The 25,458-nt window shown below is 72.9% G+C and carries 22 protein-coding genes and 1 pseudogene; 10 read left to right on the top strand and 13 right to left on the bottom strand.

The features are described 5' to 3' along the window. Positions 1–4: 4 nt before the first annotated feature. Both ACQYWQ_RS11240 and ACQYWQ_RS11235 read left to right on the top strand, forming a co-directional pair. Complete coding sequence (locus ACQYWQ_RS11240) at positions 5–268, top strand: hypothetical protein (RefSeq protein ID WP_431039149.1); 264 nt, start codon at positions 5–7, stop codon at positions 266–268. A gap of 247 nt (positions 269–515) precedes the next feature. Then, a complete protein-coding gene (locus ACQYWQ_RS11235; protein WP_431034205.1) occupies positions 516–1,094 on the top strand; it encodes a Uma2 family endonuclease in 579 nt (192 codons plus the stop codon). Positions 1,095–1,106: 12 nt separating this feature from the next. Here the strand turns inward: ACQYWQ_RS11235 and ACQYWQ_RS11230 are convergent, their stop codons facing one another. Then, positions 1,107–2,270, bottom strand: coding sequence for a THUMP-like domain-containing protein (locus tag ACQYWQ_RS11230; RefSeq protein WP_431034204.1), 1,164 nt, complete (start codon positions 2,268–2,270; stop codon positions 1,107–1,109). Positions 2,271–2,420: 150 nt separating this feature from the next. On the opposite strand from ACQYWQ_RS11230, the gene ACQYWQ_RS11225 reads away from it, so the two are divergent. The 3 genes from ACQYWQ_RS11225 to groL all read left to right on the top strand — a co-directional run bounded on the left by ACQYWQ_RS11225 (position 2,421) and on the right by groL (position 5,736). Then, positions 2,421–3,398 (top strand): polysaccharide deacetylase family protein, encoded by a 978-nt coding sequence (locus ACQYWQ_RS11225; protein ID WP_431034202.1) that lies wholly within the window; start codon positions 2,421–2,423, stop codon positions 3,396–3,398. Positions 3,399–3,638: 240 nt separating this feature from the next. Continuing rightward, on the top strand, positions 3,639–3,947 hold the full coding sequence (gene groES / locus ACQYWQ_RS11220; protein WP_008747517.1) for a co-chaperone GroES: 309 nt from the start codon (positions 3,639–3,641) through the stop codon (positions 3,945–3,947). Between the two features lie 163 nt (positions 3,948–4,110). Then, on the top strand, positions 4,111–5,736 hold the full coding sequence (gene groL, locus ACQYWQ_RS11215; RefSeq protein ID WP_431034200.1) for a chaperonin GroEL: 1,626 nt from the start codon (positions 4,111–4,113) through the stop codon (positions 5,734–5,736). Between the two features lie 149 nt (positions 5,737–5,885). On the opposite strand, the gene ACQYWQ_RS11210 is transcribed toward groL, so the two are convergent. The 7 genes and pseudogenes from ACQYWQ_RS11210 to ACQYWQ_RS11180 all read right to left on the bottom strand — a co-directional run bounded on the left by ACQYWQ_RS11210 (position 5,886) and on the right by ACQYWQ_RS11180 (position 13,497). Further along, positions 5,886–6,914: a hydroxyacid dehydrogenase gene (locus ACQYWQ_RS11210; protein WP_431034199.1), complete on the bottom strand. Its 1,029-nt coding sequence runs from the start codon at positions 6,912–6,914 to the stop codon at positions 5,886–5,888. Positions 6,915–7,019: 105 nt separating this feature from the next. Next, positions 7,020–7,961: a carbohydrate ABC transporter permease gene (locus ACQYWQ_RS11205; protein ID WP_431034198.1), complete on the bottom strand. Its 942-nt coding sequence runs from the start codon at positions 7,959–7,961 to the stop codon at positions 7,020–7,022. After that, positions 7,958–8,923, bottom strand: a complete 966-nt coding sequence (locus tag ACQYWQ_RS11200; RefSeq protein WP_431034196.1) for a carbohydrate ABC transporter permease — start codon at positions 8,921–8,923, stop codon at positions 7,958–7,960. The genes ACQYWQ_RS11205 and ACQYWQ_RS11200 overlap by 4 nt, the downstream gene beginning before the upstream one ends. Further along, positions 8,920–10,257, bottom strand: coding sequence for an ABC transporter substrate-binding protein (locus tag ACQYWQ_RS11195; protein WP_431034194.1), 1,338 nt, complete (start codon positions 10,255–10,257; stop codon positions 8,920–8,922). Before ACQYWQ_RS11195 ends, ACQYWQ_RS11200 begins: the two co-directional genes overlap by 4 nt. 306 nt (positions 10,258–10,563) lie before the next feature. Beyond that, positions 10,564–11,664 carry a substrate-binding domain-containing protein gene (locus tag ACQYWQ_RS11190; protein ID WP_431034193.1) on the bottom strand — a complete coding sequence of 367 codons (1,101 nt, stop codon included), beginning with the start codon at positions 11,662–11,664 and terminating at the stop codon, positions 10,564–10,566. A gap of 276 nt (positions 11,665–11,940) precedes the next feature. Then, positions 11,941–12,708 (bottom strand): annotated as a pseudogene (locus ACQYWQ_RS11185) (SDR family NAD(P)-dependent oxidoreductase); the annotation flags it as partial. A gap of 60 nt (positions 12,709–12,768) precedes the next feature. Then, entirely contained in the window at positions 12,769–13,497 is a 729-nt protein-coding gene (locus ACQYWQ_RS11180) for an MOSC domain-containing protein (protein WP_431034192.1), read from the bottom strand. 282 nt (positions 13,498–13,779) lie between these two features. Here ACQYWQ_RS11180 and ACQYWQ_RS11175 point away from each other — a divergent pair, with 282 nt between their 5' ends. Further along, positions 13,780–14,706: a LysR family transcriptional regulator gene (locus tag ACQYWQ_RS11175; RefSeq protein WP_431034191.1), complete on the top strand. Its 927-nt coding sequence runs from the start codon at positions 13,780–13,782 to the stop codon at positions 14,704–14,706. A gap of 295 nt (positions 14,707–15,001) precedes the next feature. Here the strand turns inward: ACQYWQ_RS11175 and ACQYWQ_RS11170 are convergent, their stop codons facing one another. Beyond that, a complete protein-coding gene (locus ACQYWQ_RS11170; RefSeq protein ID WP_431034190.1) occupies positions 15,002–15,331 on the bottom strand; it encodes a WhiB family transcriptional regulator in 330 nt (109 codons plus the stop codon). 385 nt (positions 15,332–15,716) lie between these two features. Here ACQYWQ_RS11170 and ACQYWQ_RS11165 point away from each other — a divergent pair, with 385 nt between their 5' ends. From ACQYWQ_RS11165 to ACQYWQ_RS11150, 4 genes are all read left to right on the top strand, one after another. Continuing rightward, complete coding sequence (locus ACQYWQ_RS11165; protein WP_003948568.1) at positions 15,717–16,328, top strand: response regulator transcription factor; 612 nt, start codon at positions 15,717–15,719, stop codon at positions 16,326–16,328. Positions 16,329–17,552: 1,224 nt separating this feature from the next. Next, positions 17,553–18,206, top strand: coding sequence for a sigma-70 family RNA polymerase sigma factor (locus tag ACQYWQ_RS11160; RefSeq protein WP_431034189.1), 654 nt, complete (start codon positions 17,553–17,555; stop codon positions 18,204–18,206). Positions 18,207–18,330: 124 nt separating this feature from the next. Beyond that, complete coding sequence (gene guaB / locus ACQYWQ_RS11155; RefSeq protein ID WP_431034187.1) at positions 18,331–19,833, top strand: IMP dehydrogenase; 1,503 nt, start codon at positions 18,331–18,333, stop codon at positions 19,831–19,833. A gap of 288 nt (positions 19,834–20,121) precedes the next feature. Further along, a complete protein-coding gene (locus ACQYWQ_RS11150; protein ID WP_361320453.1) occupies positions 20,122–21,249 on the top strand; it encodes a GuaB3 family IMP dehydrogenase-related protein in 1,128 nt (375 codons plus the stop codon). 213 nt (positions 21,250–21,462) lie between these two features. Here the strand turns inward: ACQYWQ_RS11150 and ACQYWQ_RS11145 are convergent, their stop codons facing one another. The 4 genes from ACQYWQ_RS11145 to ACQYWQ_RS11130 all read right to left on the bottom strand — a co-directional run bounded on the left by ACQYWQ_RS11145 (position 21,463) and on the right by ACQYWQ_RS11130 (position 25,371). Then, entirely contained in the window at positions 21,463–22,206 is a 744-nt protein-coding gene (locus ACQYWQ_RS11145) for a hypothetical protein (RefSeq protein WP_431034186.1), read from the bottom strand. Between the two features lie 96 nt (positions 22,207–22,302). Next, positions 22,303–23,190, bottom strand: coding sequence for an STM4011 family radical SAM protein (locus ACQYWQ_RS11140; protein WP_431034185.1), 888 nt, complete (start codon positions 23,188–23,190; stop codon positions 22,303–22,305). 7 nt (positions 23,191–23,197) lie between these two features. Further along, positions 23,198–24,562 carry an STM4012 family radical SAM protein gene (locus ACQYWQ_RS11135; protein ID WP_431034184.1) on the bottom strand — a complete coding sequence of 455 codons (1,365 nt, stop codon included), beginning with the start codon at positions 24,560–24,562 and terminating at the stop codon, positions 23,198–23,200. After that, positions 24,559–25,371, bottom strand: coding sequence for an STM4013/SEN3800 family hydrolase (locus ACQYWQ_RS11130; protein WP_431039148.1), 813 nt, complete (start codon positions 25,369–25,371; stop codon positions 24,559–24,561). The genes ACQYWQ_RS11135 and ACQYWQ_RS11130 overlap by 4 nt, the downstream gene beginning before the upstream one ends. Positions 25,372–25,458 lie beyond the last annotated feature (87 nt).

Genomic DNA, 25,458 nt, shown 5'->3' with positions numbered 1-25,458 from the left:
GCTGATGTGGGAGGCCCGCGCCCGGGAGGGCCGCGGCCCCGACCTCCTCGCCTGGACCCGCGCCCAGCCCCTGGAGGGCACCCCGCTGCGCCGCGAGACCTTCACGGCCGCAGAGGACCGGGTGCTCGTGCTGACGTGGTGGGAGGGGGCGCCGGACGCCGGCCACCCGGAGCTGCCCGAGCCGCCCGGGGACCTGGTGACGCGCGCGGTGCACCGCTGGCGGTTCGCCTCGGCGGGCGTCGAGGGGGACGCGCGCACGGACGCTTGACAGGGACGCTTGACACGGACGCCTGACACGGACGTCAAGGCCCCGGAACGCAGGAACGATCTTCCTTCACCCGTCCGGCGGAAGAAGCCGCCGGACGGGCCTTTCGGCATGTCCGGCGCGGGATCGTGGACCCGTCCGGGCGGTCGGCCCGGTCCGCATAAGCCGCGCGAAAAGGACAGGACGGATGTCGCTCATTCATGCCGCACCTCCCGATACCCGGGCAGGATGTACGGGAGGAGGCGAGCCCATGACCCCGAAGAGCGAAGCCCCGGCCGACATGACGGTCGAGGAATTCGAGCAGATCGCCCGCACTGCCCCGGAGACCGTCCGGCTGGAGTACCTGAAAGGAAAGATCGAGGGCAAGCCCGTGCCGGACGGCAAGCACGACGAGATCATCATGTGGCTGCTGGAGCAGTGCTTGCAGCACCGGCCGGATCTGCGGCTCTACCCGGAGCGTGGGCTGAAGGTGGAGAAATACCGCAGGGGCCGGGCGCGGCCGGACGGTGTCCTGGCGCCACGGCGGCACTTCCTCACGTCCGGCGACTGGGCGGAACCGGACGGCGTGCTCATGGTCGCGGAGGTGACCTCGCACGACTGGGACACCCACCAGCGGGACCGCGTGGAGAAGGCCAAGGGCTACGCGGCGGCAGGCATCCCGGTGTACCTGCTCATCGACCGTCAGGCGGGCGGCTTCGTCGTGTACGCCGAGCCGGACGACGGCGGCTACCGCAGTGTCACCGCTCGCGCTTTCGGTGCGCCCATCGAACTGCCGGAGCCAGTGGGCCGCACCCTGGAAAGCGAGGAGCTGAAGGAACTGGCCGGCTGACGGCCCGCCCCCTCACACCCCCCGCCCCACCAGCATCACCGGCGCCCCCAGCTCCCGCGTCATGAACACCACCGCCGCGTTCGGGCCCTTCGGCTTGACCTGGCGGCGCAGCTCCTCCGGTTCCATCGCCGAACCCCGCTTCTTCACCGTCAGCGTGCCGACGCCGCGCTCCCGCAGCAGGGACTTGAGGCGCTTCACACCGAAGGGCAGGACGTCCGTGATCTCGTACGGGCGCGCGTAGGGGGTCGGCGTCAGGGTGTCCGAGGTCAGGTAGGCGAGCGTGTCGTCGATCAGGGTCGCGTCCAGGTCGCGGGCGACCTCCGCGACGAGGTGGGCGCGGATCACGGCGGCGTCCGGCTCGTAGAGGTAGCGGGCGACGCGGGCCGCGGGCGGGTTCGGCAGCCCGGTGCCGCGCAGGTGGTGCGGGCCGGGGAGCAGGGTCGCTGTCGTCCCCGTCCCCGTACCGAACCAGAGCACCGCCTCCTTCAGTTCCCCGCCGTCCGAGACCCACTCGCCCGCCGCGTCGGACGGGATCGCCTCGTGCGGTACGCCGGGCGCGACCTTCAGGGCCCCGAGCCGCCCGCTCCGCGCCGCGCCGATCGCCCAGCTCAGCGGCGGCGCGTACGACTCCGGGTCGAAGACCCGGCCCCGGCCGCCGCGCCGCGCGGGGTCGGCGAAGACCGTGTCGCAGTCGCCCGCGTCGACCTCCGTCACATCCGCGCACTCCACCTCGATCAGCTCCGCGAGCCCCAGCGCCTCCGCGTTCGCGCGCGCCACGGCGGCCGTCAGCGGATCGCGGTCCACGGCCCGTACCGCGATCCCCGCGCGCGCCAGCGCGAGCGCGTCGCCGCCGATACCGCAGCACAGGTCGGCGACGCGCCGCGCCCCGAGTTCGCCGAAGCGCCGCGCGCGGTACGCGGCGACAGGGGACCGCGTCGCCTGCTCGACGCCGCCCGGCGTGAACCACATCCGGGCCGCGTCCTCGGCCCCGAACTTCGCGACGGCCCTGTCCCGCAGCCGCGCCTGCGCGAGCGCGGCCGTCACGAGCGCGGGCGGATGCGCACGCCGCAAGCGGGTCAGGGTCGCCAGCTCGTCGGCGGGACGCAGCCCCCGCAGCGCGGTGAGGAGCGCGGAGCCCTCGGGGGTACGGAGGGCGGAGAGGTCGTCGAGGTCCACGGGGCCATTGTCGGGGGTACGGGGCAGGCGGCCGTACGGGGGAGGGGCGGCCTCCACCCCGTACCGCCGTGTGCGTGGAAGCCGTGGGCCGCTCGGCTGACGCCTCGGCGCGGCGCGGGCGGGAGGCGGCGGGCAGGGGAGTCTCCGGGCATGGGAAAGATACGGTTCACCGCCACGCACCCGCGTATCCCAGGGGCCGGCCGCCCGGTTCTCGCCCGTTCCGCAGCCCTCATCGGCGCCGCCCTCCTCGTCGCGGGCTGCGCGGGCGCGGAGGCTCCGCCACGCGACAACGCGCCCGTGGGCGCCCCGGGTCCCGCCGCGGCGGGACCCGGCCTCGCCGACGAGGCGCGGCGCGGGACCGAGGCGATACGCAGGGCGGTGGACGCCGAGGCGCGCGGCGCCCGGGCCCGGCAGGCGGCCCTCACCGCCGCCGCCCGCCGCTGGGGCCTCGCGCGGGTGCCGCGGCTCGCGCCGCCCCCGCCCCGTACGAAGGCGCTGCCGCCCACCCGCCCCGGCTTCGAGGTCAGCGGGCCGGCGACGCCCGGGCTGCCGCCGGTCTTCACGCGCGTGCCGACCAGCGACCGTGTCGTCTTCCTCACCATCGACGACGGTGTGAACCAGGACCCCGAGACGCTCCGCATGCTGCGCGAACTCCACGTCCCGTACACGGCCTTCCTCAGCGACGACGCCGTCGACGGCGGCTGGGAGTACTTCCGCACGGCGCGGGACGAGGGCGCGTCGCTCCAGAACCACACCCTCCTGCACCGCTACCTCCCCGGGCTGCCGCGCGCGACCCAGCGCCACGAGATCTGCGGCATGCAGGACAAGCTGCGCGCCCACTACGGGCAGGGCGCCACGCTCTTCCGGCCGCCGTACGGGAGCTACGACCGCGACACGCTGGAGGTCGCCCGCTCCTGCGGCATCCGCGCGATCCCGCTGTGGGAGGCGGAGGTCTTCCCCGGGCGCGTCACGTACAGGGACCGCGATCTGCACCCGGGCGACCTCGTGCTCACGCACTTCCAGGGGCGTGGCCAGTGGAACGGCTCGATGGCCGACGCCCTTCGCACGTTTCTGCGCACCGTCACCGAGAAGGGGTACGCGGTGGCCCGCCTGGAGGACTACATCTGAGCCCACAGGGGGAGAGGGGCCTTCCGGGACGTCGTCCGGGAGGCCCCTTTTCCGCTTCGGACGGCACTCGCCTGGCACTCCGCTTGACCGAGTGCTAATCACGGTCATAGTCTCGCCTCTGGCACTCCCCACCGGAGAGTGCCAAGCAGCGACGGGCAGTCCGGCACCCGCGACGACGGATTACCGGTCGCCACCCAATGACTTATTCACCCCGTGATCTCCGAAGGGGGAGGTCGGATCGTGACGACCGCCAGCTCCAAGGTTGCCATCAAGCCGCTTGAGGACCGCATTGTGGTCCAGCCGCTCGACGCCGAGCAGACCACGGCCTCTGGCCTGGTCATCCCGGACACCGCGAAGGAGAAGCCCCAGGAGGGCGTCGTCCTCGCCGTGGGCCCGGGCCGCTTCGAGAACGGCGAGCGCCTGCCGCTCGACGTCAAGACCGGCGACATCGTGCTCTACAGCAAGTACGGCGGCACCGAGGTGAAGTACAGCGGCGAGGAGTACCTCGTCCTCTCGGCCCGCGACGTGCTCGCGATCATCGAGAAGTAAGCAGCACCCCGGTCGTGTCCGGGTCTTTCCCGGACCACCCGGCTTTCGCGAACGAGCCGCGCCCCCGGACCCCGTCCTCTTCGACGCCGGGGCCCCGGGGGCGCGGTCGCTTGCGTTCACCCACGACTTTTCCGAGTTTTCCCGAGAGGGCTGAATCGCTCCTATGGCGAAGATCCTGAAGTTCGACGAGGACGCCCGTCGCGCCCTTGAGCGCGGCGTCAACAAGCTGGCCGACGCGGTCAAGGTGACCATCGGCCCCAAGGGCCGCAACGTCGTCATCGACAAGAAGTTCGGCGCCCCCACCATCACCAACGACGGTGTCACGATCGCCCGCGAGGTCGAGGTCGAGGACCCGTACGAGAACCTCGGCGCCCAGCTCGTCAAGGAGGTGGCGACCAAGACCAACGACATCGCGGGTGACGGCACCACCACCGCGACCGTGCTCGCCCAGGCGCTCGTGCGCGAGGGCCTGCGCAACGTCGCCGCCGGCGCCTCCCCCGCCCTGCTCAAGAAGGGCATCGACGCCGCCGTCAAGGCCGTCTCCGAGGACCTGCTCGCCACGGCCCGCCCGATCGACGAGAAGTCCGACATCGCCGCCGTCGCCGCGCTCTCCGCGCAGGACCCGAAGGTCGGCGAGCTGATCGCCGAGGCGATGGACAAGGTCGGCAAGGACGGTGTCATCACCGTCGAGGAGTCCAACACCTTCGGCCTGGAGCTGGACTTCACCGAGGGCATGGCCTTCGACAAGGGCTACCTCTCCCCGTACATGGTCACCGACCAGGAGCGGATGGAGGCCGTCCTTGAGGACCCGTACATCCTCATCAACCAGGGCAAGATCTCCTCGATCCAGGACCTCCTGCCGCTCCTTGAGAAGGTCATCCAGGCCGGTGGCTCGAAGCCGCTCCTGATCATCGCCGAGGACGTCGAGGGCGAGGCGCTCTCCACCCTCGTCGTCAACAAGATCCGTGGCACCTTCAACGCCGTCGCCGTCAAGGCGCCCGGCTTCGGTGACCGCCGCAAGGCCATGCTCGGCGACATCGCGACCCTCACGGGCGCGACCGTCATCGCCGAGGAGGTCGGCCTCAAGCTCGACCAGGCCGGTCTGGACGTGCTGGGCTCCGCCCGCCGCGTGACCGTGACCAAGGACGACACGACGATCGTCGACGGCGGCGGCAAGCAGGCCGACATCGACGGCCGCGTCGCCCAGATCAAGGCCGAGATCGAGACCACGGACTCCGACTGGGACCGCGAGAAGCTCCAGGAGCGCCTCGCGAAGCTCGCCGGTGGCGTGTGCGTCATCAGCGTCGGTGCCGCGACCGAGGTCGAGCTGAAGGAGAAGAAGCACCGTCTGGAGGACGCCATCTCCGCGACCCGCGCTGCGGTCGAGGAGGGCATCGTCTCCGGTGGTGGCTCCGCGCTCGTCCACGCCTCCAAGGTCCTCGCCGACTCGCTCGGCAAGACCGGCGACGAGGCCACCGGTGTCGCGGTCGTCCGCGCCGCCGCCGTCGAGCCGCTGCGCTGGATCGCCGAGAACGCCGGCCTGGAGGGCTACGTCATCACCTCGAAGGTCGCCGAGCTGGACAAGGGCCAGGGCTTCAACGCCGCGACCGGCGAGTACGGCGACCTCGTGAAGGCCGGCGTCATCGACCCGGTCAAGGTCACCCGCTCCGCCCTGGAGAACGCCGCCTCCATCGCCTCGCTGCTCCTGACGACCGAGACCCTCGTCGTCGAGAAGCCGGCCGAGGAGGAGCCGGAGGCCGCGGGCCACGGCCACAGCCACAGCCACTGAGGCTCGGGCGGTGACCGGGCGGTGAGCGCACCCGCCCGGTGACAGCACGAAGGGCCGGTTCCCCCTCGGGGGACCGGCCCTTCGGCGTACGGGCTGAGCCGCGCGGCCGGGCCAGGGCCTCGGCCCCGCCCGGGCCTCCCGCCCGGCCCTCACGCCGACAAGTGCAGCTCCTCCGCCGCCACCGGTTCCGCGAACGGCTCGCCCCGCGTCCAGCGTTCCACCTCGTCGATGGCGTGGTCGGCCATGCGGTGGACCTCGTTGCCGAGGGAGCCCGCGACGTGGGGGGTGAGGAGCACGTTCGGGAGCGTGTAGAAGGGGGAGCCCGGCAGCGGCGGCTCCGGGTCCGTCACGTCGAGCACGGCCGAGAGGCGGCCGGAACCCAGCTCGGCGAGCAGGGCGCTCTCGTCGATCAGCGAGCCCCGCGAGGTATTGATCAGCGTCGCCCCGTCCGGCATCGCGGCGAGTTCCGCGGCGCCGATCAGGTGGTGGGTGCTGGGGAGTTCGGGCGCGTGGACCGAGACGACCGAGCTGTGCGCGCACAGTTCGGCCAGCTCCACGGAGCGCGCGCCGAGCGCCGCGGCGTCCGCCTCGGACACGTACGGGTCGTGGAGCAGCACGTCGAAGTCGAAGGGCCGCAGGAGTTCGAGCACGCGCCGCCCGACCCGTGAGGCCCCCACGAGCCCCACCACGCGCCGGTAGTTGCCCGCGTCGCGCAGCTCACGGTGCCAGTCGCGGCGCCCGCCGGGCTCGCGGGCCCCGCGCGCCGAGTCGAGCACCCGCTTGCCCGAGAAGAGGATCGCCGCGAGCGTGTACTCGGCGACGGGGAGCGCGTTGGCGCCCGCCGCCGAGCTGACCGTGAGCCCGCGCTCCCAGCACGCGTCGGTCACGAAGCCCTTCACGGTGCCCGCCGCGTGCACGACCGCGCGCAGCTTCGGCGCCCGCGCGAGCACGTCGGCGGTCAGCCGGGGCACGCCCCAGCAGGTGAGCAGCACCTCCGCCTCGGCGAGCGCGGCGGCGACGGCGGGCCCCGGGTCGCTGAAGTCGCTCGCGATCAGGCCGGGCTCGGTCCGTACGAGGCGGCTGAGTCTTTCGTGGTGGGCCGGCGTCAGGAGTTCCTCCGCGACCTGCGGGGACATGGCGAGCAGGGCCCGGGGACGTCGGTCGGTGGCCTCGTGCATGGTGATGCGCGTACTCCTCACAGAGTGGTTCACAGGGTGGGGGGCTCGCGGTACGGGCGGCGTGCGGCGCGCCCGTACCGCCGGGTGGCAGCCGTACGGCAGCGGCTACTTGACCCCGCCCGCCGTCAGCCCCGCCTTCCAGTGCCGCTGGAGCGTCACGAAGGCGATGATGAGCGGCAGGACGGCGAGCAGGGAGCCGGTGACGACCATCGGGTAGAACTCCGGGTTGGCGTTGGCGCTGCTGTGCCAGTTGTAGAGGCCCAGGCTGAGCGGATAGAGCTTCTTGTCCGACAGCATGACCAGCGGCAGGAAGAAGTTGTTCCACACGGCCGTGAACTGGAAGAGGAACACCGTCACGAAGCCGGGCATGATCATGCGGAGCCCGATCGACCAGAAGACCCGCAGTTCGCTCGCCCCGTCGATACGGGCCGCCTCGATCGCCTCGTTCGGGATGTACCCCGCGCTGAAGATCCGCGAGAGGTACACGCCGAAGGGGTTCACCAGGACGGGGATGATGACGGCCCAGTAGGTGTTGACGGTGTGCGTCTTGACGGCGAGCAGGTAGAGCGGCAGCGAGAGCGCGGTCGAGGGCAGCAGCACCCCGAGCAGCACCATCGCGAAGAGCTTCTCCTTGCCCTTGAAGCGGTACTTGTCGAAGGCGTACCCGGCGGCGACGCTCACGAGCGAGCAGCCGAGGGCCCCGAGTCCCGCGTAGATCAGCGAGTTGAGGTACCAGCGGAAGTACAGGCCGCCCTCGTAGTCGGCGAGCGCGGAGAGGTTGTCGCCGAGGTTGAAGCCCTCGAAGGAGAAGACGTTGCCGCCGAGGATGTTCCCCGCGTCCTTCGTCGCCGCCGTCACGAGCCAGACGAGCGGGAAGAGGGCGTAGACGGCGGCGATGAGCAGGACGATGTTGACGGCGGCGCGCGAGGTCCAGCGGCCGGACCTTCGTCCGTTGCGGGTGGCGACGGGCGCCCGGCGCGGGGTCGTGGCCGTGGCCGGTTCGCCCGGCGTGCCTTCGCCGGGTGCGGCGAGCAGTGGCGTGGTCATGCCTGGGCCCCCTTCCGGTTCGAGAGGCGGGTGACGATGAACGAGAGGACGGCGGCGACCAGCGCGATGAGGACGGAGGCCGCCGCGGCGCGCCCGTAGTCGTTGATCTGGAAGGCCTCGGAGTAGGCGTACATGTTCGGCGTGTACGTACTCGTGACGGCGGAGCCCGAACTGGACAGCAGCAGCGGCTCGGTGAAGAGCTGGAGCGAGCCGATGATCGTGAAGAGCAGCACCAGGAAGACCGAGGACCGGATGAGCGGCAGTTTGATCGAGAAGGCGACGCGCCAGTTCCCCGCGCCGTCCACGGCGGCCGCCTCCAGCATCGAGCGGTCGATGGCCTGGAGCGCCGCGTAGAAGATGACGAGGTTGTAGCCGAGCCACTCCCACACGGCGATGTTCACGATCGACGGCAGCGCGCCGTCGGGGCCGAAGAAGTCGAAGCCGAAGCCGCCCGACTCCATCGCCTTCACGACCGGGGAGAGGCCCGGCGTGTAGAGGTAGATCCAGATGAGACCCGCGATGAGCCCGGGGATCGCGTGCGGCAGGAAGAGCGCGAGCTGGAAGAAGCGGCGGGCCCGCGCGAGCGCCGTGTCGAGAAGCAGCGCGAGGGCGAGCGCGCCGCCCATCATGATCGGGATGTAGAAGACGACGTACTTGGCGAGCACCCAGAAGCCGTCGCGGAAGGCTTCGTCCTTGAGGACGTCGAGGTAGTTGCCGAGCCCGTTGAAGGCGCTGTGGGGCCCGTCGAAGCCGAGCCCGGAGAGCTTGTCGGTGAACAGGCTCAGCCAGATCGCGTACCCGACGGGGAGCAGCATCGCGAGGGCGAAGAGGACGAAGAAGGGGGTCAGGAGGGTCGCTGCGGCGAGCCCGGTCCGGCCGGACGCGGAGCCGCGCCGCCGTGGCGGGGCCGCCGAAGCGGGGGCCTCGGTCCCTGGGACCGGCTGTGTTCTGGTACCGCTCATGACCCGTCCTCGACCTTCAGTCCGCTCTTGCGCAGGGCCTTCACGGTGGCGCGCTGGGTGGTGGCGACGGCGCCGGTGAGCGACTTGCCACCGGAGACGACCGTCTGGAGCTGGTCGTGCAGCGTGTTGTTCGCGGCGGCGGTCGGGCCCCACAGCCAGTCGGGGTTGATCGTCGCCGCGGCCTGCGCGTAGAGCCCGTAGAGGTCGGCGCCGCCGTAGAAGCTCGTGTCGATCGCCTTGCGCGCGACGGGCACGAGGGCGCGCGCCGCGGGGAAGGCCGTCGATGTGCTCGCGGTGACGCGGGCCTTGATCGAGTCGGGCGAGGTGGACATCCACAGGATGAACTCCATCGCCGCCTTCGTCTTCTTGCTGTCCTTGGAGATCGCGAACGTCGAGCCCTGGCTCATCCCGGAGCTGGGGTGGTCGGCGTCCCAGCTGGGCATGGGCATCGCCGCCCACTTGCCCTTCTGCTCGGGCACGATCCCCGCGAGCGTCCCGGCGCTCCAGGAGGCGCCGAGGTAGCCGAGCGTGGTGCCTGCCTTGAGCGAGGAGGTCCACTCGGGGCTGTAGGAGGGGGCGGTCGAGATGAGCCCGTCCCTGATCATCCCCTGCCAGTACTCGGCGACCTTCTTCGTCGCCGGATCACCCGTGTTCACCTTCCAGGAATCGCCCTCGGTGGAGAACCACTGGGCGCCCGCCTGCCACGCCATCGTCTGGAAGAACGAGGCGTCGTCGGCGAAGAAGGTCGCGATACGGGCCTTCGGCGCGGCCTTCCTGACCTGCCGCGCCGCGGTACGGAAATCGGCCCACGTCTTCGGCGGCTCGACCCCGTACTTCTCGAAGAGGTCCTTGCGGTAGTAGAAGATCTGCGGCGCCGCGTCCGAGGGGACGGCCCAGTTCTTGTCTCCCATCGTCGTCAGCTCGATGGTCTGCGGCAGGAACTTCTTCTTCACGTCCGGGGTCATGTAGGCGCTGATGTCCTTGAGCGAACCCTGGCTCACGAATTGCGCGAGCGAGGGGTACTCGATGGACAGGACGTCGGGCGCGATACCGGCCTTGAGGGCGTTGGTGATCTTCGGGTAGCCCCCGAGACCGCCGGAGGGTATCTCCTCGAACTTCACCTTGATCGTGTCGTGCGTGCGGTTGAACTCGTCCGCCACCTGCTGGGAACCCTTGGTCCAGGCCCAGAAACTGACGGTGACGGGATGGGCCCTCGTGCCTTCGGCGGGTGCCTCCGCGCTCGGACCTCCGCAGGCCGCGATGGCGGCGAGCGAGGCGAACGCGGCGACGGCACCCACGAGGGCACGCAGGGACCGGAACCCTTGGCGGCTCACGGCGCTGCTCCTCTTCGCTGGGGGACAGGCGGTCGCGGTGATGTTTCGGCGCTCGATGAGCGAAGTCAAGATCGAATGGTTGATTGATCGAAAAATGATCGAAGGGGAGGGTGGGAAGCGGGATGAAACGGACGGTAGGGGGGCGGGGTGGGGCGCGCGCCGACGGGCGGTGAGTCGCGGGTCGCGGGTGGCGGTACGGGGGCGGGGCGCCGCGCGGGTGCGGGGGCGCGGTACGGGGGCGGGCGGGGGTACGGGCGCGGAGGCCGCGCGTGCGGCGGTACGGGTGCGCGTGCGGGTGCGGGCGCGTCAGGCCCGTACGGTCCCTGCGCCCCCGCACGACTCCCGCACGCGCAGCGCGGGCAGCAGCTCCACGTGCCGCTGCGGTTCGTCCAGGCCCCCGCCCGCCGCGGCGAGCCGCTCCGTCAGCAGCTCCACGGCCGCCCGGCCCACCGCCCGTTTCGGCGGGGCCACCGCCGTCAGCGGGGTCTCGGCGAGGGCGGCGACCTCGTCGTCGTACGTGACGAGCGCGAGGTCGCCGGGGACCCGCACCCCACGCTCCGCCAGGTCCCGTACGAGCCGTGTCGCGTCCTCGTCGTTGTGCGCGAGCACCGCCGTCGTCCGGCCCTCGCGCACGAGCGCGGCCAGCGCGTCCACCGAACCGGCCGGGCTCCCCGAACCGGGCTTCTCCGGCGCCGAGTCGAGGACGGGGAGCCCCTTCTCCAGGCCCAGGATCTCCACCGCGCGCCGGTACCCGGCCCGTACCGCCTCCGCCGTCGGGCTGTCCGTGCGCGCCACGAGCACGGGGGAGCGGTGCCCGAGGCGGGCCAGGTGCCGCAGGCCGACGAGTACCCCGTGCGCGTGGTCGGAGCCGACCCGGTCGAGCGCGTCGAGCGGCCCCGCCGGGTCCCCGCGCCGCTCCACGAGGACGGTCGGCACGGCCAGCCGCGCGATCCACTCCGTGTGCAGCGACTGGTGCTCGGGCCGCGTCCAGCTCGGGATCACGAGCAGCCCCCGTGCCCCCGCCGCGAGCAGCCCCGCCGCGTGCGCCCCGTCGTCCTCGGGCCGGTAGTCCGATACGCGCAGGACGAGACGCGCCCCGAGCCGCGCCGCCGCCTCGTGCGCCCCGCGGATGATGTCGGCGAAGTAGTAACCGGCGGCGGGCGCGAGCATCCCGAGCACCGGACTGCCCGCCCCGGGCCCCGAGCCCGCGGGACCGTTCCGCTCCGGCCACGACACCGCGCCGTGCACCCGGTCGAGCAGCCCGCGCGAGGCGAGCGCCTCCGCGTCCCTGCGCGCCGTCACCGCCGAGACCCCGAGCAGCCCCGCGAGGTCGGCGACCCGCACACTGCCCCGCTCCCGCACCAGATTCAGCAGCCGGTCATGCCGCTCCCCGACCCCTTCGCGCACGCCGCAGCCCCTCCCTCGCCCGCCGTCCCCCGCCGGGAGCGAGAAACGATCATTCGATCACTCTACAGACGTGTCACGGGTGGGCCCGGAGTCGGGGGAGGACTTCGAGCCGGCCTGGGCGGGCTTCTCCGCACGGTCCTCGGTGGCGGTCTTCTCCGTAAGGTCCGCGGGGGCGGGCTTCTCCGTACGGCCGGAACCCGTGCTCTTCGTGCGGCCCGGCCCCGCGTCCTCCGTGGCCGCCACGTCCTCGGGGAGGCCGGACTGTTCCCCGTGCGCGGGCCCGTACTTCCGGCCCGCCCGCGAGGAGATCCCGCCGAGCAGCCCGCGCGGCGCGAGCCTCGCCGCGCCCATGAGCGCCTTGTAGCGCGGATCGGGGATCGAGAGGGTGCGCCCGCGCGCGAGGTCGGCGAGCGCCGCGGCGACGAGCTTGTCCGCGTCGAGCCACATCCACTTCGGGATGTTCCCCGTCCCCATCCCCGCCCGCTCGTGGAACTCGGTCCGCACGAAGCCCGGGCACAGCGCCATCAGCCGCACCCCGCTGCCCGCCAGGTCCCGCGCCACGCCCTGGGTGAACTGCACGACCCACGCCTTCGAAGCCCCGTAGGTCCCGCGCGGCAGGAAGGCGGCCACGGACGCGACATTGACGATCCCGCCGCGCCCCCGCTCCCGCATCGGCTTCGACGCCGCGACGGTCAGCCGCAGCACCGCCTCGCAGTGCACCTTGAGCATCGTCAGCTCATCGGCGAGCGGCACGTCGAGGAAGCGGCCCTTGTGCCCGAAACCCGCGTTGTTCACCAACAGGTCCACCGGCTGCCGTACGTCGGCGAGCCGCCGTTCCACCGCCGCGATGCCCGCGTCCGTGGCGAGGTCGGCGCGCAGCACCGTCGCCTCGACGCCGTGCCTGTCGTGCAGCTCGGTCGCCTGGCGGCGCAGCCGCTCCTTGTCGCGCGCCACCAGGACGAGGCTGTACCCGTCGGCGGCGAGCCTGCGCGCGAAGGCCGCGCCGATACCCGCGGTGGAACCGGTGATGAGAGCCGTAGTCATGCGCCCAGGCTAGTGATTCCCGCGAGCCCTTCGAACCCGGAACCTGCGGCTGAGGACCGCTCAGGAACCCTGCTCCGCAAGCCCGTGCTTCGCGACGTACTCCCGCGCGTGCCCCAGCGCCTCCGTGTGCAGGGACCGTGCGGCGGGGAGCAGCAGGGGCAGCAGCTCGTGCTCCGTCGTCACGGCCCGGAACTGCATCGCCGCCGTCACGCCGTGCCCGGGCACGTACTCCCGTACGACAGGGTCCCCGGCCCGTACCGTGCCCGCTTCGAGCACCCGCAGATACGCGCCCGTCTCGCCGCGCCGCGTGAACCGCTTGACCCAGCGGGCCTCGCCGACGTGCGCGGCGAAGGTACGGCAGGGGATGCGCCCGCTCGTCACTTCGAGAAGCGGCCCGCCCCCGATCCGCCACCGCTCCCCGATGAGCGCGTGGCTCACGTCGAGCCCCGAGGTCGTCAGGTTCTCCCCGAAGGCACCGTTCGCGAGCGGCCGCCCCAGCTCGCGCTCCCACGCGTCCAGGTCCTCGCGCGCGAAGGCGTACACGGCCTGGTCGTCCCCGCCGTGGTGCCGCAGATCGCCGACGGCGTCCCCCTCGACCCCGCTCCCGCCGACGCCCTTGGGCCCGGGCGCGCTGACGTACAGCGGCCCGTCGACGGGCCGCTTGTCGATGCCCGTACCGCCGGAGGGGGCGCTGGAGCGGGGGACGGGCGTGAGCCGCCCGACGTTGAGCGAGAGCACGTACGGGGTGGGGGCGGGGGCCGGTTCGGGGGCGCTGCGGAGGGGGTCCATACGGGGCAGGGTAGGCCGGGCGGGCCGCGGACCGCCGCCCGTTTTCGACGCGATGGCGGGGGTGCGGGGCTCGCGGGGCGGGGGGGGCTTGTGGGGCACGGGGGGATGTGGCGGGCGTGGGGGGTGTGGGGCTCGCTGTGCCTGACGGGTTCGGTGTGCCCGACGGGTTCGGTGTGTCTGACGGGCTCGCTGCGCGAGGCCGTGCGGTGCGTGACTCAAAGCACGGGGCGGGAAAATGGCCTCACCCCCAAGGCTGCCTTATCGCGCCGTATCCTCGGAGGCATGATCGAGGCCCGCCACCTGCGCGTCCTGCGCGCCGTCGCGACGACAGGTTCCTTCTCCGCCGCCGCGCGCACGCTCGGCTGCACGCAGCCGGCCGTGAGCCAGCAGATGAAGGCGCTGGAGGGCGCGGCGGGCACGCCGCTGCTCGTGCGCACGGGCCGCGAGATGCGGCTCACGGAGGCGGGCGAGGCACTGTCCCGGCACGCTTCGGGCATCCTCGCCGGGCTCACGGCGGCCGAGGAGGAGGTCGCGGCGATCGCCGGGCTGCGGGCCGGACGGGTACGCCTCGTCTCCTTCCCCAGCGGCAGTTCCTCGCTCGTCCCGAGCGCGCTCGCCGCCCTGCGCGGCGACCACCCCGGCACGCGCGTCTCGCTGGAGGAGGCCGAACCGCCCCGCTCCGTCGAACTGCTGCGCGAGGGCGATTGCGATATCGCGCTCGCTTTCCGCTACGGGACGGAGGCGGACGCCGGTGCGGAGGAGTGGGAGGGGCTGGTGGTGCGGCCCCTGCTGCGCGACCGCCTGGTGGGGCTCGTCCCCGAGGGGCACCGCCTGGACCGTGCGCGCGGCGGCCCCGTGGGGATCGCCGAGTTCGCACGGGAGTCCTGGATCGCGGGCTGCCCCCGCTGCCGTACGCAGCTGGTCGAGGTGTGCGCGGCGGCGGGCTTCACCCCGCGCATCGACTTCGCGACGGACGACTACCCGGCGGTCCACTCCCTCGTCGCCGCTGGCCTGGGGGTCGCCGTGCTCCCCGCCCTGGCCCTCGAATCCGTCCGCCCCGAAGGCGTCCGCACCCTGACCCTCACCCCTGCGGTCCGCCGCGAGATCGTCGCCCTGACCCTCCCGGACCTGGCGAGCGTCCCTACGGTGGCGGCGACGCTGGAGCGGCTGGAGCGGGCGGCGGGAAAGATCAGCCTCTCGGGCGTTTGAGGTGAGGAGCGGGGCGCGACGGCGGGGTCTGGGCGGGGCGGCAGGGCGCCGGGACGGCGGGGTGATGGGGCGGCGGGGTGATGGGGCGGCGGGGCGCTGGGGGCCCGACCTGCGGACGTAGGCGCCGACGCCGACGCGGACGCGCCGTACGAGACACCGACGCCGACGGGCCGCACGCGACGCCGACACCGACGCGGACGCGCCGCACGCGACACCGACGCGGACGGGCCGCACGTGGACGCGCCCCACGCGGACGTCGGCGTGGACGCAGAAACGATTCGCCGAAGAGTGCGGCCTACTCCTCCGGTCCCTCTCCGGCCCCGGAAGGCGCCGCGCGCACGAGCCTGTGCCGCGCCCGCCCCATCAGTTCCTCCCGCTCGTCCTCGGTGAGCCCGCCCCACACGCCGTACGGCTCCCGCACCGCGAGCGCGTGCGCCGCGCACTCCGCCCGCACGGGGCACCGCATGCAGACCTCCTTCGCCGAGGCCTCCCGCGCGCTGCGCGCAGCGCCCCGCTCCCCCTCGGGGTGGAAGAAGAGGGAACTGTCCACGCCACGGCAGGCGGCGAGCAGTTGCCAGTCCCACAGGTCCGCGTTGGGGCCGGGAAGGCGGGAGAAATCTGCCATTGCTTGTCCCCTTGCTTGCCGTTTCTGAGCGATCCGAGCGATGAAGTGCTGACGACCGTATATCTACCCTAATAGGAGATGAAAATATGACTCATAGGGAATCTAGCGGCAAACACTGACAAAGGGGATCAAAAGGCGCTAAATGGGGCATGGCTCTTTCTGGGCGTGTGATCACCCGGAGCGCAAGGCACCCTCACGTAGAGTGCCGAGGGCGACAGTCCGGCCGTAACTCTTTCGGGTGACCGTCGTTGAGAGGGCTGTGGCGGTTGACGCGATAAGCGCTCGGGCAGATGTCCGAGGGTGTCCACCGCTCAGGTGACGATTCCGTACCAGCCTGGAGGCTCAAGGTGACGCGCAACAGCTGCGAGAGCTGCGAGGGGCAGTCATGACTTCCGTCCTCGTCTGTGACGACTCCCCGCTCGCCCGAGAGGCGCTCCGCCGTGCGGTCGCGACCGTGCCCGGTGTCGAGCGGGTGACCACGGCGGCCAACGGCGAGGAAGTCCTCCGCCGCTGGGGTGCCGACCGTTCCGACCTGATCCTCATGGACGTGCGCATGCCGGGGCTCGGGGGGGTGGAGACGGTGCGGAGGCTGCTCTCCGCCGACCCAGGCGCCCGGATCATCATGCTCACGGTCGCCGAGGACCTCGACGGCGTCGCGCTCGCGGTCGCCGCGGGAGCACGCGGTTATCTGCACAAGGACGCCTCGCGCGCCGAACTGCGGGCGACCGTCACGCAGGCGCTCGCCGATCCCACGTGGCGGCTCGCGCCACGGCGGCTGCGCTCGGCCGAGATGGGCGCGGCGCCGACGCTCACGGCGCGTGAGATCCAGGTCCTCGAAGGCATGAGCCACGGCCGCTCCAACGCGGAGATCGGGCGCGAGCTGTTCCTCTCCGAGGACACGGTCAAGACCCACGCCAGGCGGCTCTTCAAGAAGCTCGGAGCCTCCGACCGCGCGCACGCCGTGGCCCTGGGCTTCCGCTGGGGTCTTGTGCGCTGAGGCCCCCGGGCCCCCGCCACGCGAGTTCCCCGAGCGGCACCGGCCGCGCGGGAGGCCGCCCGCCTCCCGTACGCGGCAGGGGCCACCGCCGTGCTCCCCGCGAGACCACGCGGCTCCGGCGCGTACCCGGCCGTCCCGTTCCGATTCCTCCCCGGCCCCCGCCGGGGAACCGCCGTCCGGACCGGGCCCCGCGTACCGCCCCCGCCCTCTCGCCCCCCGCCGCCCCACCCCAGGGGCGGCGGCCCCCTCCACCCCACGCCCGCACCACGCCCACCCGCGTGGCCCGGGCGCGACGGCCTGCCCGCCGAGGCGCGCGCTCGCTGTCCGGACGCACGGGCGAGGCGTCCTCGCGCGCACGGCGCCTCCTGTGCCGGCCCACCGGTCCACGCGGTCCGGAGCCGTCCCTGCCCCCGACGTGCGGGGCCTGCCGGGGGTGTGCGGGCGGGGTGCCGCGCCTGCCTGCCCGCCGGGCGTCCTCGGGCGCCCGGGCGTGCGCGGGTGGCGGGTCCTTGCGGCGCGGGGGTGCGCCGTGGCGGGGCGGTGTGCGGGTACGGGGTGCGGGGGATGGGCTGGGCCGGCGGAGGGGCCTGCGTGTGGGCACGTTCGCGGGGTGGGCGCGGTTTCCTCGGCCTGTCCTGCTTCTTCGGTTTCTTCGGTTTCCTCGGTCTGCTCGGTGTCCTCGGTGTCCTCGGTGTCCTCGGCTTCCTCGGTGAGGTGTCCGGCCGGGTCGGGTTCGCCTCCGCGGCTCTCCCTTCGCTCGGGCGAACGGCCCGGCCGGGCGGCGGTGGACGGGGTGCGCCGGAGTATGGGTGTGCGGGAGTGGGGGCCGCTCGGGTTCGTACCGGGAGGGCGATGCCGCGGCGGGTCCGGCGGGTACGTCCTCGTGGGGGAGGGGCGGGAAGGTGGCGAAGCCCACGGCGAGCGGCGTTCCGGGCCGGTGGCCGGGCGGTCCGGGAGCGTCCTGGGCGTACCGTCGCTCCCGTACCGGACGTGTGGGGAGCCGCCCGCGCGCCCCGGGCGTGACCGTGCTGTGGCGCCGGACCGGAGGGCCGTTCGCGTTTTGGTGGGGGCGGGGCGGCTGGCAAGGGGCCGGGAAGGGTACGACGTTCCCGTACGAGTGCTCGCGCGGGCGGGCTGTGTCGGTTACCCGCGCGATGCCGCATCCTTGAGGGTGTGGAGTTCCACGGGGACAGGTCGGCCGATCCGGAGGGGAGGGCGCAGGGCATGAGTTCCGGCGCACCCACTCCCGAGGGCGAGGAGGGCGCGGACACCGCGCGGCGGACCGCAGGGCACCATAGTCGGATGCGTGACGAGGAGACGACCGAGATCGGGGCTCTCGTCCACCGTGCCGTCGACGGTGAGCAGCAGGCCGTGCACGACCTGCTGGCCCGGGTGCACCCGCTCGCGATCCGCTACTGCCGCACCAGGCTGTCCCGGCTGCCCGGTGACGCCCGCCACTTCGTCGAGGACCTCGCGCAGGAGGTCTGTGTCGCGGTGCTGCTCGCGCTGCCCCGCTACAAGGACACGGGCCGCCCCTTCGAGGCCTTCGTCTTCGCGATCGCGGGCCACAAGGTCGCCGACCTCCAGCGCGCCGCGATGCGCCACGGCTCCACCGCGGTGCCTTCGGACGAGATGCCGGAGCGCCCCGACGACTCCCTCGGCCCCGAGGAACGCGCCCTCCTGAGCAGCGACGCGGCCTGGGCGAAGAAGCTCCTCGCCTCCCTCCCCGAGAACCAGCGCGAACTCCTTCTCCTCCGCATCGCGGTCGGCCTCACCGCCGAGGAGACGGGCCAGATGCTCGGCATGTCCCCGGGGGCGGTCCGCGTGGCACAGCACCGGGCGCTGAGCAGGCTGAGAGCCCTGGCCGAACAGCCGTGACCTCGCGGACGCGCCCGTACGGTGGCCCCGGGCAAGGGTGCACAACCGTGAACGGGGAATGAACGCCCACCCACTCCCGTTACCATGTACACCCGTAGCGAGCAAGACCATTGGAGATCGTGTCATGGCCAACATCGACGGAGTACCCGAGAAATTCGCGACCCTCGGGCTGACCTACGACGATGTCCTGCTCCTGCCCGGTGTCTCCGACATGGCCCCGGACGAGATCGACACCTCCACCCGCCTGTCGAAGAACGTGCGGCTGAACATCCCGCTCGTCTCCGCCGCTATGGACAAGGTCACCGAGGCCCGCATGGCGATCGCGATGGCCCGCCAGGGCGGCGTCGGCGTCCTGCACAGGAACCTGTCGGTCGAGGACCAGGCGAACCAGGTCGACCTCGTCAAGCGCTCCGAGTCCGGCATGGTCACCGACCCGATCACGATCAACCCGGACGCGACCCTCGAAGAGGCCGACGCGATCTGTGCGAAGTTCCGCATCAGCGGCGTCCCCGTCGTGGACGGCGGCGGCAAGCTCCTCGGCATCGTCACCAACCGCGACATGGCCTTCGAGACCGACCGCTCCCGCAAGGTGCGCGAGGTCATGACCCCGATGCCGCTCGTCACCGGCAAGGTCGGCATCTCCGGCGTCGACGCGATGGGCCTGCTCCGCCGCCACAAGATCGAGAAGCTCCCGCTCGTGGACGACGCGGGCGTCCTCAAGGGCCTCATCACGGTCAAGGACTTCGTGAAGGCCGAGAAGTACCCGAACGCGGCGAAGGACTCCGAGGGCCGCCTCCTCGTCGGTGCCGCCGTGGGTGTCGCGGGCGACGCCTTCGAGCGCGCCCAGGCACTCGTCGCCGCGGGCGCCGACTTCATCATCGTCGACACCGCGCACGGCCACTCCCGCCTCGTCGGCGACATGGTCGCCAAGATCAAGTCGAACGCTCCCGGGATCGACGTCATCGGCGGCAACATCGCCACGCGCGAGGGCGCCCAGGCGCTCGTGGACGCGGGCGCCGACGGCATCAAGGTGGGCGTGGGCCCCGGGTCCATCTGCACCACGCGTGTCGTCGCGGGCGTCGGCGTCCCGCAGGTCACCGCGATCTACGAGGCCGCGCTCGCCGCGAAGGCCGCCGGTGTCCCGGTCATCGGCGACGGTGGCCTCCAGTACTCCGGCGACATCGCGAAGGCCCTCGTCGCGGGCGCCGACACGGTCATGCTCGGTTCCCTCCTCGCTGGTTGCGAGGAGTCCCCCGGCGAACTGCTGTTCATCAACGGCAAGCAGTTCAAGTCGTACCGGGGCATGGGCTCGCTCGGCGCCATGCAGACGCGCGGCGGCCACAAGTCGTACTCGAAGGACCGCTACTTCCAGGAGGGCGTCGCCTCCGACGAGAAGCTCGTCCCCGAGGGCATCGAGGGCCAGGTCCCCTACCGCGGGCCGCTCTCCGCCGTCGTCCACCAGCTCGTCGGTGGCCTGCGGCAGTCGATGTTCTACGTGGGCGGCAAGACGATCCCCGAGACGCAGGACCGCGGCCGTTTCGTCCGCATCACCTCCGCCGGTCTCAAGGAGTCGCACCCCCACGACATCCAGATGACGGCCGAGGCCCCGAACTACAGCCGCCACTGAGCGGCACGCCGCCCCTTCGGAGGCGGCACCGGCGCACACCGCGACGGCGCGCGGCCCGTATCCGTACGGGCTCCGCGCCGTCGCCGCGCGTGCGCCGGACCCCGGCGGGACACGTGCCGGGGTCCCGGTGGGACGTGTCCCGGACCTCCGGTGGGACGTGCTCCGGACCCCGGCGGGACGCGTTCCGGATGCCGGTGGGACATGTCGCGGACCCCCGGCAGGACCGGCGGGGACCGGCGCGGGGGATACTGGACCAGCAAGTACGACGGAGCGGGAAAGGCCAGCCAGGTGACTGAGATCGAGATCGGACGCGGCAAGCGCGGTCGACGGGCGTACGCCTTCGACGACATCGCCGTCGTCCCGAGCCGCCGCACCCGCGACCCGAAGGAGGTCTCGATCGCGTGGCAGATCGACGCCTACCGCTTCGAACTGCCCTTCCTCGCGGCCCCTATGGACTCGATCGTCTCCCCGGCGACCGCGATCCGCATCGGTGAGCTGGGCGGCCTCGGCGTCCTCAACCTCGAAGGGCTCTGGACCCGGTACGAGGACCCGCAGCCCCTCCTCGACGAGATCGCCGAGCTGGACGCGGCCACCGCCAACAAGCGGCTCCAGGAGATCTACGCGGCGCCGATCAAGGAAGAGCTGATCGGGCAGCGCATCAAGGAGGTCCGCGACTCCGGCGTCGTCACCGCCGCCGCGCTCTCCCCGCAGCGCACCGCCCAGTTCTCCAAGGCGGTCGTCGACGCGGGCGTCGACATCTTCGTGATCCGCGGCACGACGGTCTCCGCCGAGCACGTCTCCTCGGCCGCCGAGCCCCTCAACCTCAAGCAGTTCATCTACGAGCTGGACGTCCCCGTCATCGTCGGCGGCTGCGCGACCTACACGGCCGCGCTCCACCTCATGCGCACCGGCGCCGCGGGGGTCCTGGTCGGCTTCGGCGGCGGCGCCGCGCACACGACGCGCAACGTCCTCGGCATCCAGGTCCCGATGGCCACCGCCGTCGCCGACGTGGCCGCGGCGCGCCGCGACTACATGGACGAGTCCGGCGGACGGTACGTGCACGTCATCGCCGACGGCGGCGTCGGCTGGTCCGGCGACCTCCCGAAGGCCATCGCCTGCGGCGCCGACTCCGTCATGATCGGCTCCCCGCTCGCCCGTGCCACGGACGCGCCCGGGCAGGGCCACCACTGGGGCATGGAGGCCGTCCACGAGGACGTGCCGCGCGGCAAGAAGGTCGACCTCGGCACGGTCGGTACGACCGAGGAGATCCTGCTCGGCCCCTCGCACACCCCGGACGGCTCGATGAACATCTTCGGCGCCCTGCGCCGCGCGATGGCCACGACCGGCTACAGCGAGCTGAAGGAGTTCCAGCGCGTCGAGGTCACGGTCGCGCCCTCGCGCCACGACCAGCGCTGACGCGTTCCACAGGACCGGCGTCCCGGTGCCCCCTCCGCCTCGCGGGCGAGGGGGCATCGGCGTACCGGGGGCGGCGTGCCCGGGGCGGGAGCAGGGCCGGGCCAAGGCCGGGGGCGAGGGCCAAGGCGGGGGCCGGGGCCAAGGCGGGGGCCGGGCCCCCGGCCGGGTTCGGAGAGGGGCAGGGGCCGTGCCGGGTCCGGGAGCGCGAGGGCGTCAGCCCCGCGCCGCACCCTTCCTCGTCGCGGAGAACGCCGCAGCGGCGGCTATCAGGAAGAACACGACCGTGAGGAAGTCCGCGTCCGCCTTCCAGGCGTCCTGCACGAGGCCCAGGTGATCCGTGAGCAGCGTCCGCGTGCTCACCGGAAGCTGCTTGGCGCCCATCGCGGCTTCGCCGACGAGCTGGCCCGCGTACACCGCGCCGAGCGAGAAGAGCGCGGCGACGACCGGCAGCACGGGGGACCTGCCGCCGATCCGCCCGGTGGCCAGCCCCACGAGAAGCCCCACGCCGATCGCCGCGTACCCGACCTCGCGCTCCATCGCCCCGATGAGCCACCCGTAGATGCCCGCGGTCACCAGCGCGACGACGAGCGCGGCCACGATCCCGGCGACGAGCCGCCCGGTGCCCTCAGGGGTCGCCGAGCCGAGCGAGCCGAGCGAGGCGGGCGAGGAGGGCGAGGCGAGCGAGGAGGGCGAATCGGCCGGGGCCGGCGCACCGAAGTGGCCGGCGCCGAAAGGCCCGGCCGGAGCGGCTGGGGCGCCGGGGGCGCTGGGTGTGCCGGGGGCGCCGGGTGTGCCCGGGGTGCCGAACTGCCCTGCCGGGGCAGGGGGCGGGCCGAAACCTGCGGGCGGGCCGAAGCCTTCCGGGGCGGGTGGCGCGTCCTGTCGGCCGGGTGCCGCGTTCTGGGCCGTGTTCGGGTCCTGGCCGGGTCTGCCGGACGGCGGCTGGGGCTGGGTCATGGAGGTCCCCCCTCGGGATCGGAATGCGCCCGGTGGCTTGAACCGGGCACGTCAGGTGACGGCGCAGAGTAGCAGCGGAGCACGACGGGCGGACAGTCACTTGTGCACGTGCCCCACCCCCACCACCGCCAACTCCCTTACCGGGAGCGCCGGTACGCGTTCGAGCACGCCACCGGCGAAAACGTCGTACAAGGGCAGCGACTCCAGGTGCACGTAACCGATGTGGCAGTCACAGGCCGCGAGTGGGCAGGCCCGTGGCCGCAGCCCCGCGCGGAAGGAACCGTCGTACAGATTTCCCAGCGGCTCGGGCACGAAGTGGCAGCGGCGCACCGTCCCCTCGCCGTCGACGGAGAGGACGGATTCGCCGGTGCGGCAGGGCAGGCCCGCGCTGGGGTGCGGGTGCCTGCTGTACGCGAAGAGCGGGTCGAGCGCGGCCCACTCGGCGGCCTCGGCGTCGGTGTACGTACGGCCGTCGGCGGCGTTGACCCACAGGTAGACGTGCTCGGGAAGGTCGGCGCGCAGGCGGCGGGCCGCGTCGATGTGCTCGGGCAGGCCCACGATACCGACGCTGTACCGCACCGAACGCCCGCTCAGGTCACGGCACTTGGTGAGGAACCTGTCATACGGGGTCTGCCCGGGGTGGTACGTGCACCACAGTGCCAGCGTGTCCGGGTCGGCGGCCGACGTCCACTCGGTGCGGCAGCTCAGGTTGGTCTGGATCGCGACGCGCGCCACGTGCGGCAGGTGCGAGAGCGCGGTCAGCGTGTCGCGGTACCACGAGCGCACGAGCCCTTCGCCCCACGGCGTGAACAGGACCGAGACGCGGTCCTCGCGCTGCTCGGCGACCCACGCCGCGAACCGCTCCAACGCCGCCCGGTCGGCCCGCAGTTGCTCCCTGCTGTCGCGCCGCTTCGCGAAGGGGCAGTACGGGCAGTCGTAGTCACAGGAGGCCAGCGGGCCCCGGTAGAGCAGGGTCAGGTCCACAGCGGGCTCACCTCCTCTCGTACGCGGCCATCGCGGCCCGTACCGCCGGGGAGAAGAGCCGGGGCCCGACCGCGTCCGAGTGCGCGAGCCCCTCCGGGCTCAGGCGCAGGACCCCGGGCGCCTCCTCGTCGAGCCAGCCCTCCGCCGTGAAAGCGGCCAGCTCGGCCGGGTAGTCATCGGCCGGATCGCTGCCGAAGCGCGCGCGGTACTCGGCGCGGTCCAGGCCCGACGCCTGGAGGAGCGACTGGAGCAGGTGCCTGCGGCGGCGCTCGTCCGCGTCGATGAGCCGCCCGTACTCGGCACGCGTGAAGTCGGCCGTTCCCACGTACGTGTCGACGAGCGCCCGGACCTCGTGGGCGCCGACCGCGTAGTCGAAGGAGTAGTGCAGGTCACGGGTGTAGGAGCGGGCGCCGCAGCCGAGGCCCGTCATACCGTCGGTCTGGCAGGCGTAGTCCTCGGGCCCCTCCGCCGGCGCGTCGGCGCGGCGGAAGGAACGCATCGAGCCCTGCACGTACCCGTGCGCGAGGAGGTGGTCGCGGCCCGCGCGGTAGAGCCGCAGCCGCCGCGCGTCCCACTCCGGGTCGGGATCATCGGGCGCGCGGCGCCCGAGACCGGTGAGCGGCCGTACGTACAGCGGGTACAGGTACAGCTCCTCGGGGCGCCAGGCGAGCGCCGCGTCGAGCGAACGCAGCCAACTCGCCTCCGTCTGCCCGTCGATGCCGTAGATGAGGTCGATGTTGAGGACGGGAAAACCGGCCGCGCGGGCGTGCCCGAGCGCCGCTTCGACGTCGGCGCGCCGCTGCGGCCGTACGGCGGCGCGCGCCTCGGCCTCGTCGAAGCTCTGCACGCCGATGCTGAGCCGTGTCGTGCCGCGCGCGGCGAGCACGGCGAGCCGGTCCGGGGTCGCGGTCGCGGGCGAGGTCTCGACGGAGAGCGGTATCGCGCCGAGCCGCGCGCCCATGCGGTGCTCCGCGATGTCGCACAACCGCTCCAGCTCGGCGGCCGTCAGGAACGTCGGCGTCCCGCCGCCGAACGCGGCCGTCGCGTAGCGTACGGGCCCCGCCTCGCCCAGCGCCTCGCGCACGGCCCGCGCCTGCCGCTCCAGCGCGTCGAGGTACGCGGTCGTCAGGCCGTCGGGCGCGCCGACCCGCGTGAAGAGATTGCAGAAGCCGCAGCGCACCTCGCAGAAGGGGATGTGCAGGTAGAGCGAGAGCGCGTCTTTCGGCTCGGCGGCCCACAGGCCCGCGAGCGCGGGCCGTTCGGCGAGTCTGCGGTAGGCGGTCTTGTGCGGGTAGGCGTAGACGTAACTCTCGTACGGTGTAGTGGTGTTCGTCCCCACGGGGGTGAGGGTGAGAGCGGGACCGGGGGTCATACGGCGGCTCCGGAGTCGAGGAGGAAGTGGGCGTAGGGCACGGTCCACACCGCAGGGTGGCCCAGGCGGTGGCCGGTGTAGCCGTCCTCGCCGTACGTCGTGCCGTGGTCGGAGCAGACGATCGCGAGGCAGGGGCGGCGGCTGCTCGCCGCGGCGAAGAGCCTGCCGATGTGCCGGTCGACGTACTCCAGCGCGGCTGCGTGGGATTCCCGCGTGTCCCCGTGCGCGGCCTCGGCGCCCGGGAGGTGGTGCCAGTTGGGCTGGTGGAGCGCCGAGACGTTCACGAAGAGGAAGAGTTTCCGCTCGCGCGGCAGCCGGGCGACGATCTCCTCCGCCTTCGCGACCTGCGCCTCGAAGCTCGTCGGTGAGGTGACGCCGAAATCTGGCTCCCAGTGGGCCTCGGCGAAGAGCGAGGGCAGTACGGAGCCGAGCGCGGCCCGCTGGTTGAAGAAGCCGACCCCGCCGAGACACACCGTGTGGTATCCGGCGTCCGCGAGCCCCGTGACCAGGTCGGGCGTGTCGAAGACCCACGTGCGCGGCACCGTCGTCTCGCTCCCGCCGAAGCGCGCGGCGAAGAGCCGGGGGTGCGGTCCCGGCCCCGCGGGGGTCGGCAGGAACCCGGCGAAGATCGCCTGGTGCGAGGCGTACGTGAAACTCCCCGGCGCGTGCCGCTCCTCCCACCGCCCGCCGGGCAGGTGCCGCGCGAGGTGCGGGATGCGCCCGGCGGCGGCGAGTTCGGCGGCGACATCGTGGCGGAGCGTGTCGAGCGTGACGAGGAGGAGGTCGTGCGTGCCGACGATCTCGTTCATGTCGAGGTCGGCGGACACGGGGGCGGGGAGCGGCGCCTCGGGGGTGCGGTGTTTCTCGGTGGGGCGGGGCGTGCTGGTCATGTGAGG

The sequence above is a fragment of the Streptomyces sp. P6-2-1 genome, assembly GCF_050613165.1.
Classification (GTDB): Bacteria; Actinomycetota; Actinomycetes; order Streptomycetales; family Streptomycetaceae; genus Streptomyces.
Note: the sequence above shows the minus strand (reverse complement) of the source record. Positions and strands in the feature narration are given on the sequence as shown.

Bases quoted from the DNA above. Each gene is read 5' to 3' on its own strand.
- ACQYWQ_RS11240 (WP_431039149.1), top strand. From the start codon at position 5: ATGTGGGAGGCCCGCGCCCGGGAGGGCCGCGGCCCCGACCTCCTCGCC.
- ACQYWQ_RS11235 (WP_431034205.1), top strand. From the start codon at position 516: ATGACCCCGAAGAGCGAAGCCCCGGCCGACATGACGGTCGAGGAATTC.
- ACQYWQ_RS11225 (WP_431034202.1), top strand. From the start codon at position 2,421: ATGGGAAAGATACGGTTCACCGCCACGCACCCGCGTATCCCAGGGGCC.
- groL (WP_431034200.1), top strand. From the start codon at position 4,111: ATGGCGAAGATCCTGAAGTTCGACGAGGACGCCCGTCGCGCCCTTGAG.
- ACQYWQ_RS11210 (WP_431034199.1), bottom strand. From the start codon at position 6,914: ATGCACGAGGCCACCGACCGACGTCCCCGGGCCCTGCTCGCCATGTCC.
- ACQYWQ_RS11205 (WP_431034198.1), bottom strand. From the start codon at position 7,961: ATGACCACGCCACTGCTCGCCGCACCCGGCGAAGGCACGCCGGGCGAA.
- ACQYWQ_RS11200 (WP_431034196.1), bottom strand. From the start codon at position 8,923: ATGAGCGGTACCAGAACACAGCCGGTCCCAGGGACCGAGGCCCCCGCT.
- ACQYWQ_RS11180 (WP_431034192.1), bottom strand. From the start codon at position 13,497: ATGGACCCCCTCCGCAGCGCCCCCGAACCGGCCCCCGCCCCCACCCCG.
- ACQYWQ_RS11175 (WP_431034191.1), top strand. From the start codon at position 13,780: ATGATCGAGGCCCGCCACCTGCGCGTCCTGCGCGCCGTCGCGACGACA.
- ACQYWQ_RS11170 (WP_431034190.1), bottom strand. From the start codon at position 15,331: ATGGCAGATTTCTCCCGCCTTCCCGGCCCCAACGCGGACCTGTGGGAC.
- ACQYWQ_RS11165 (WP_003948568.1), top strand. From the start codon at position 15,717: ATGACTTCCGTCCTCGTCTGTGACGACTCCCCGCTCGCCCGAGAGGCG.
- ACQYWQ_RS11160 (WP_431034189.1), top strand. From the start codon at position 17,553: ATGAGTTCCGGCGCACCCACTCCCGAGGGCGAGGAGGGCGCGGACACC.
- guaB (WP_431034187.1), top strand. From the start codon at position 18,331: ATGGCCAACATCGACGGAGTACCCGAGAAATTCGCGACCCTCGGGCTG.
- ACQYWQ_RS11145 (WP_431034186.1), bottom strand. From the start codon at position 22,206: ATGACCCAGCCCCAGCCGCCGTCCGGCAGACCCGGCCAGGACCCGAAC.
- ACQYWQ_RS11135 (WP_431034184.1), bottom strand. From the start codon at position 24,562: ATGACCCCCGGTCCCGCTCTCACCCTCACCCCCGTGGGGACGAACACC.
- ACQYWQ_RS11130 (WP_431039148.1), bottom strand. From the start codon at position 25,371: ATGAACGAGATCGTCGGCACGCACGACCTCCTCCTCGTCACGCTCGAC.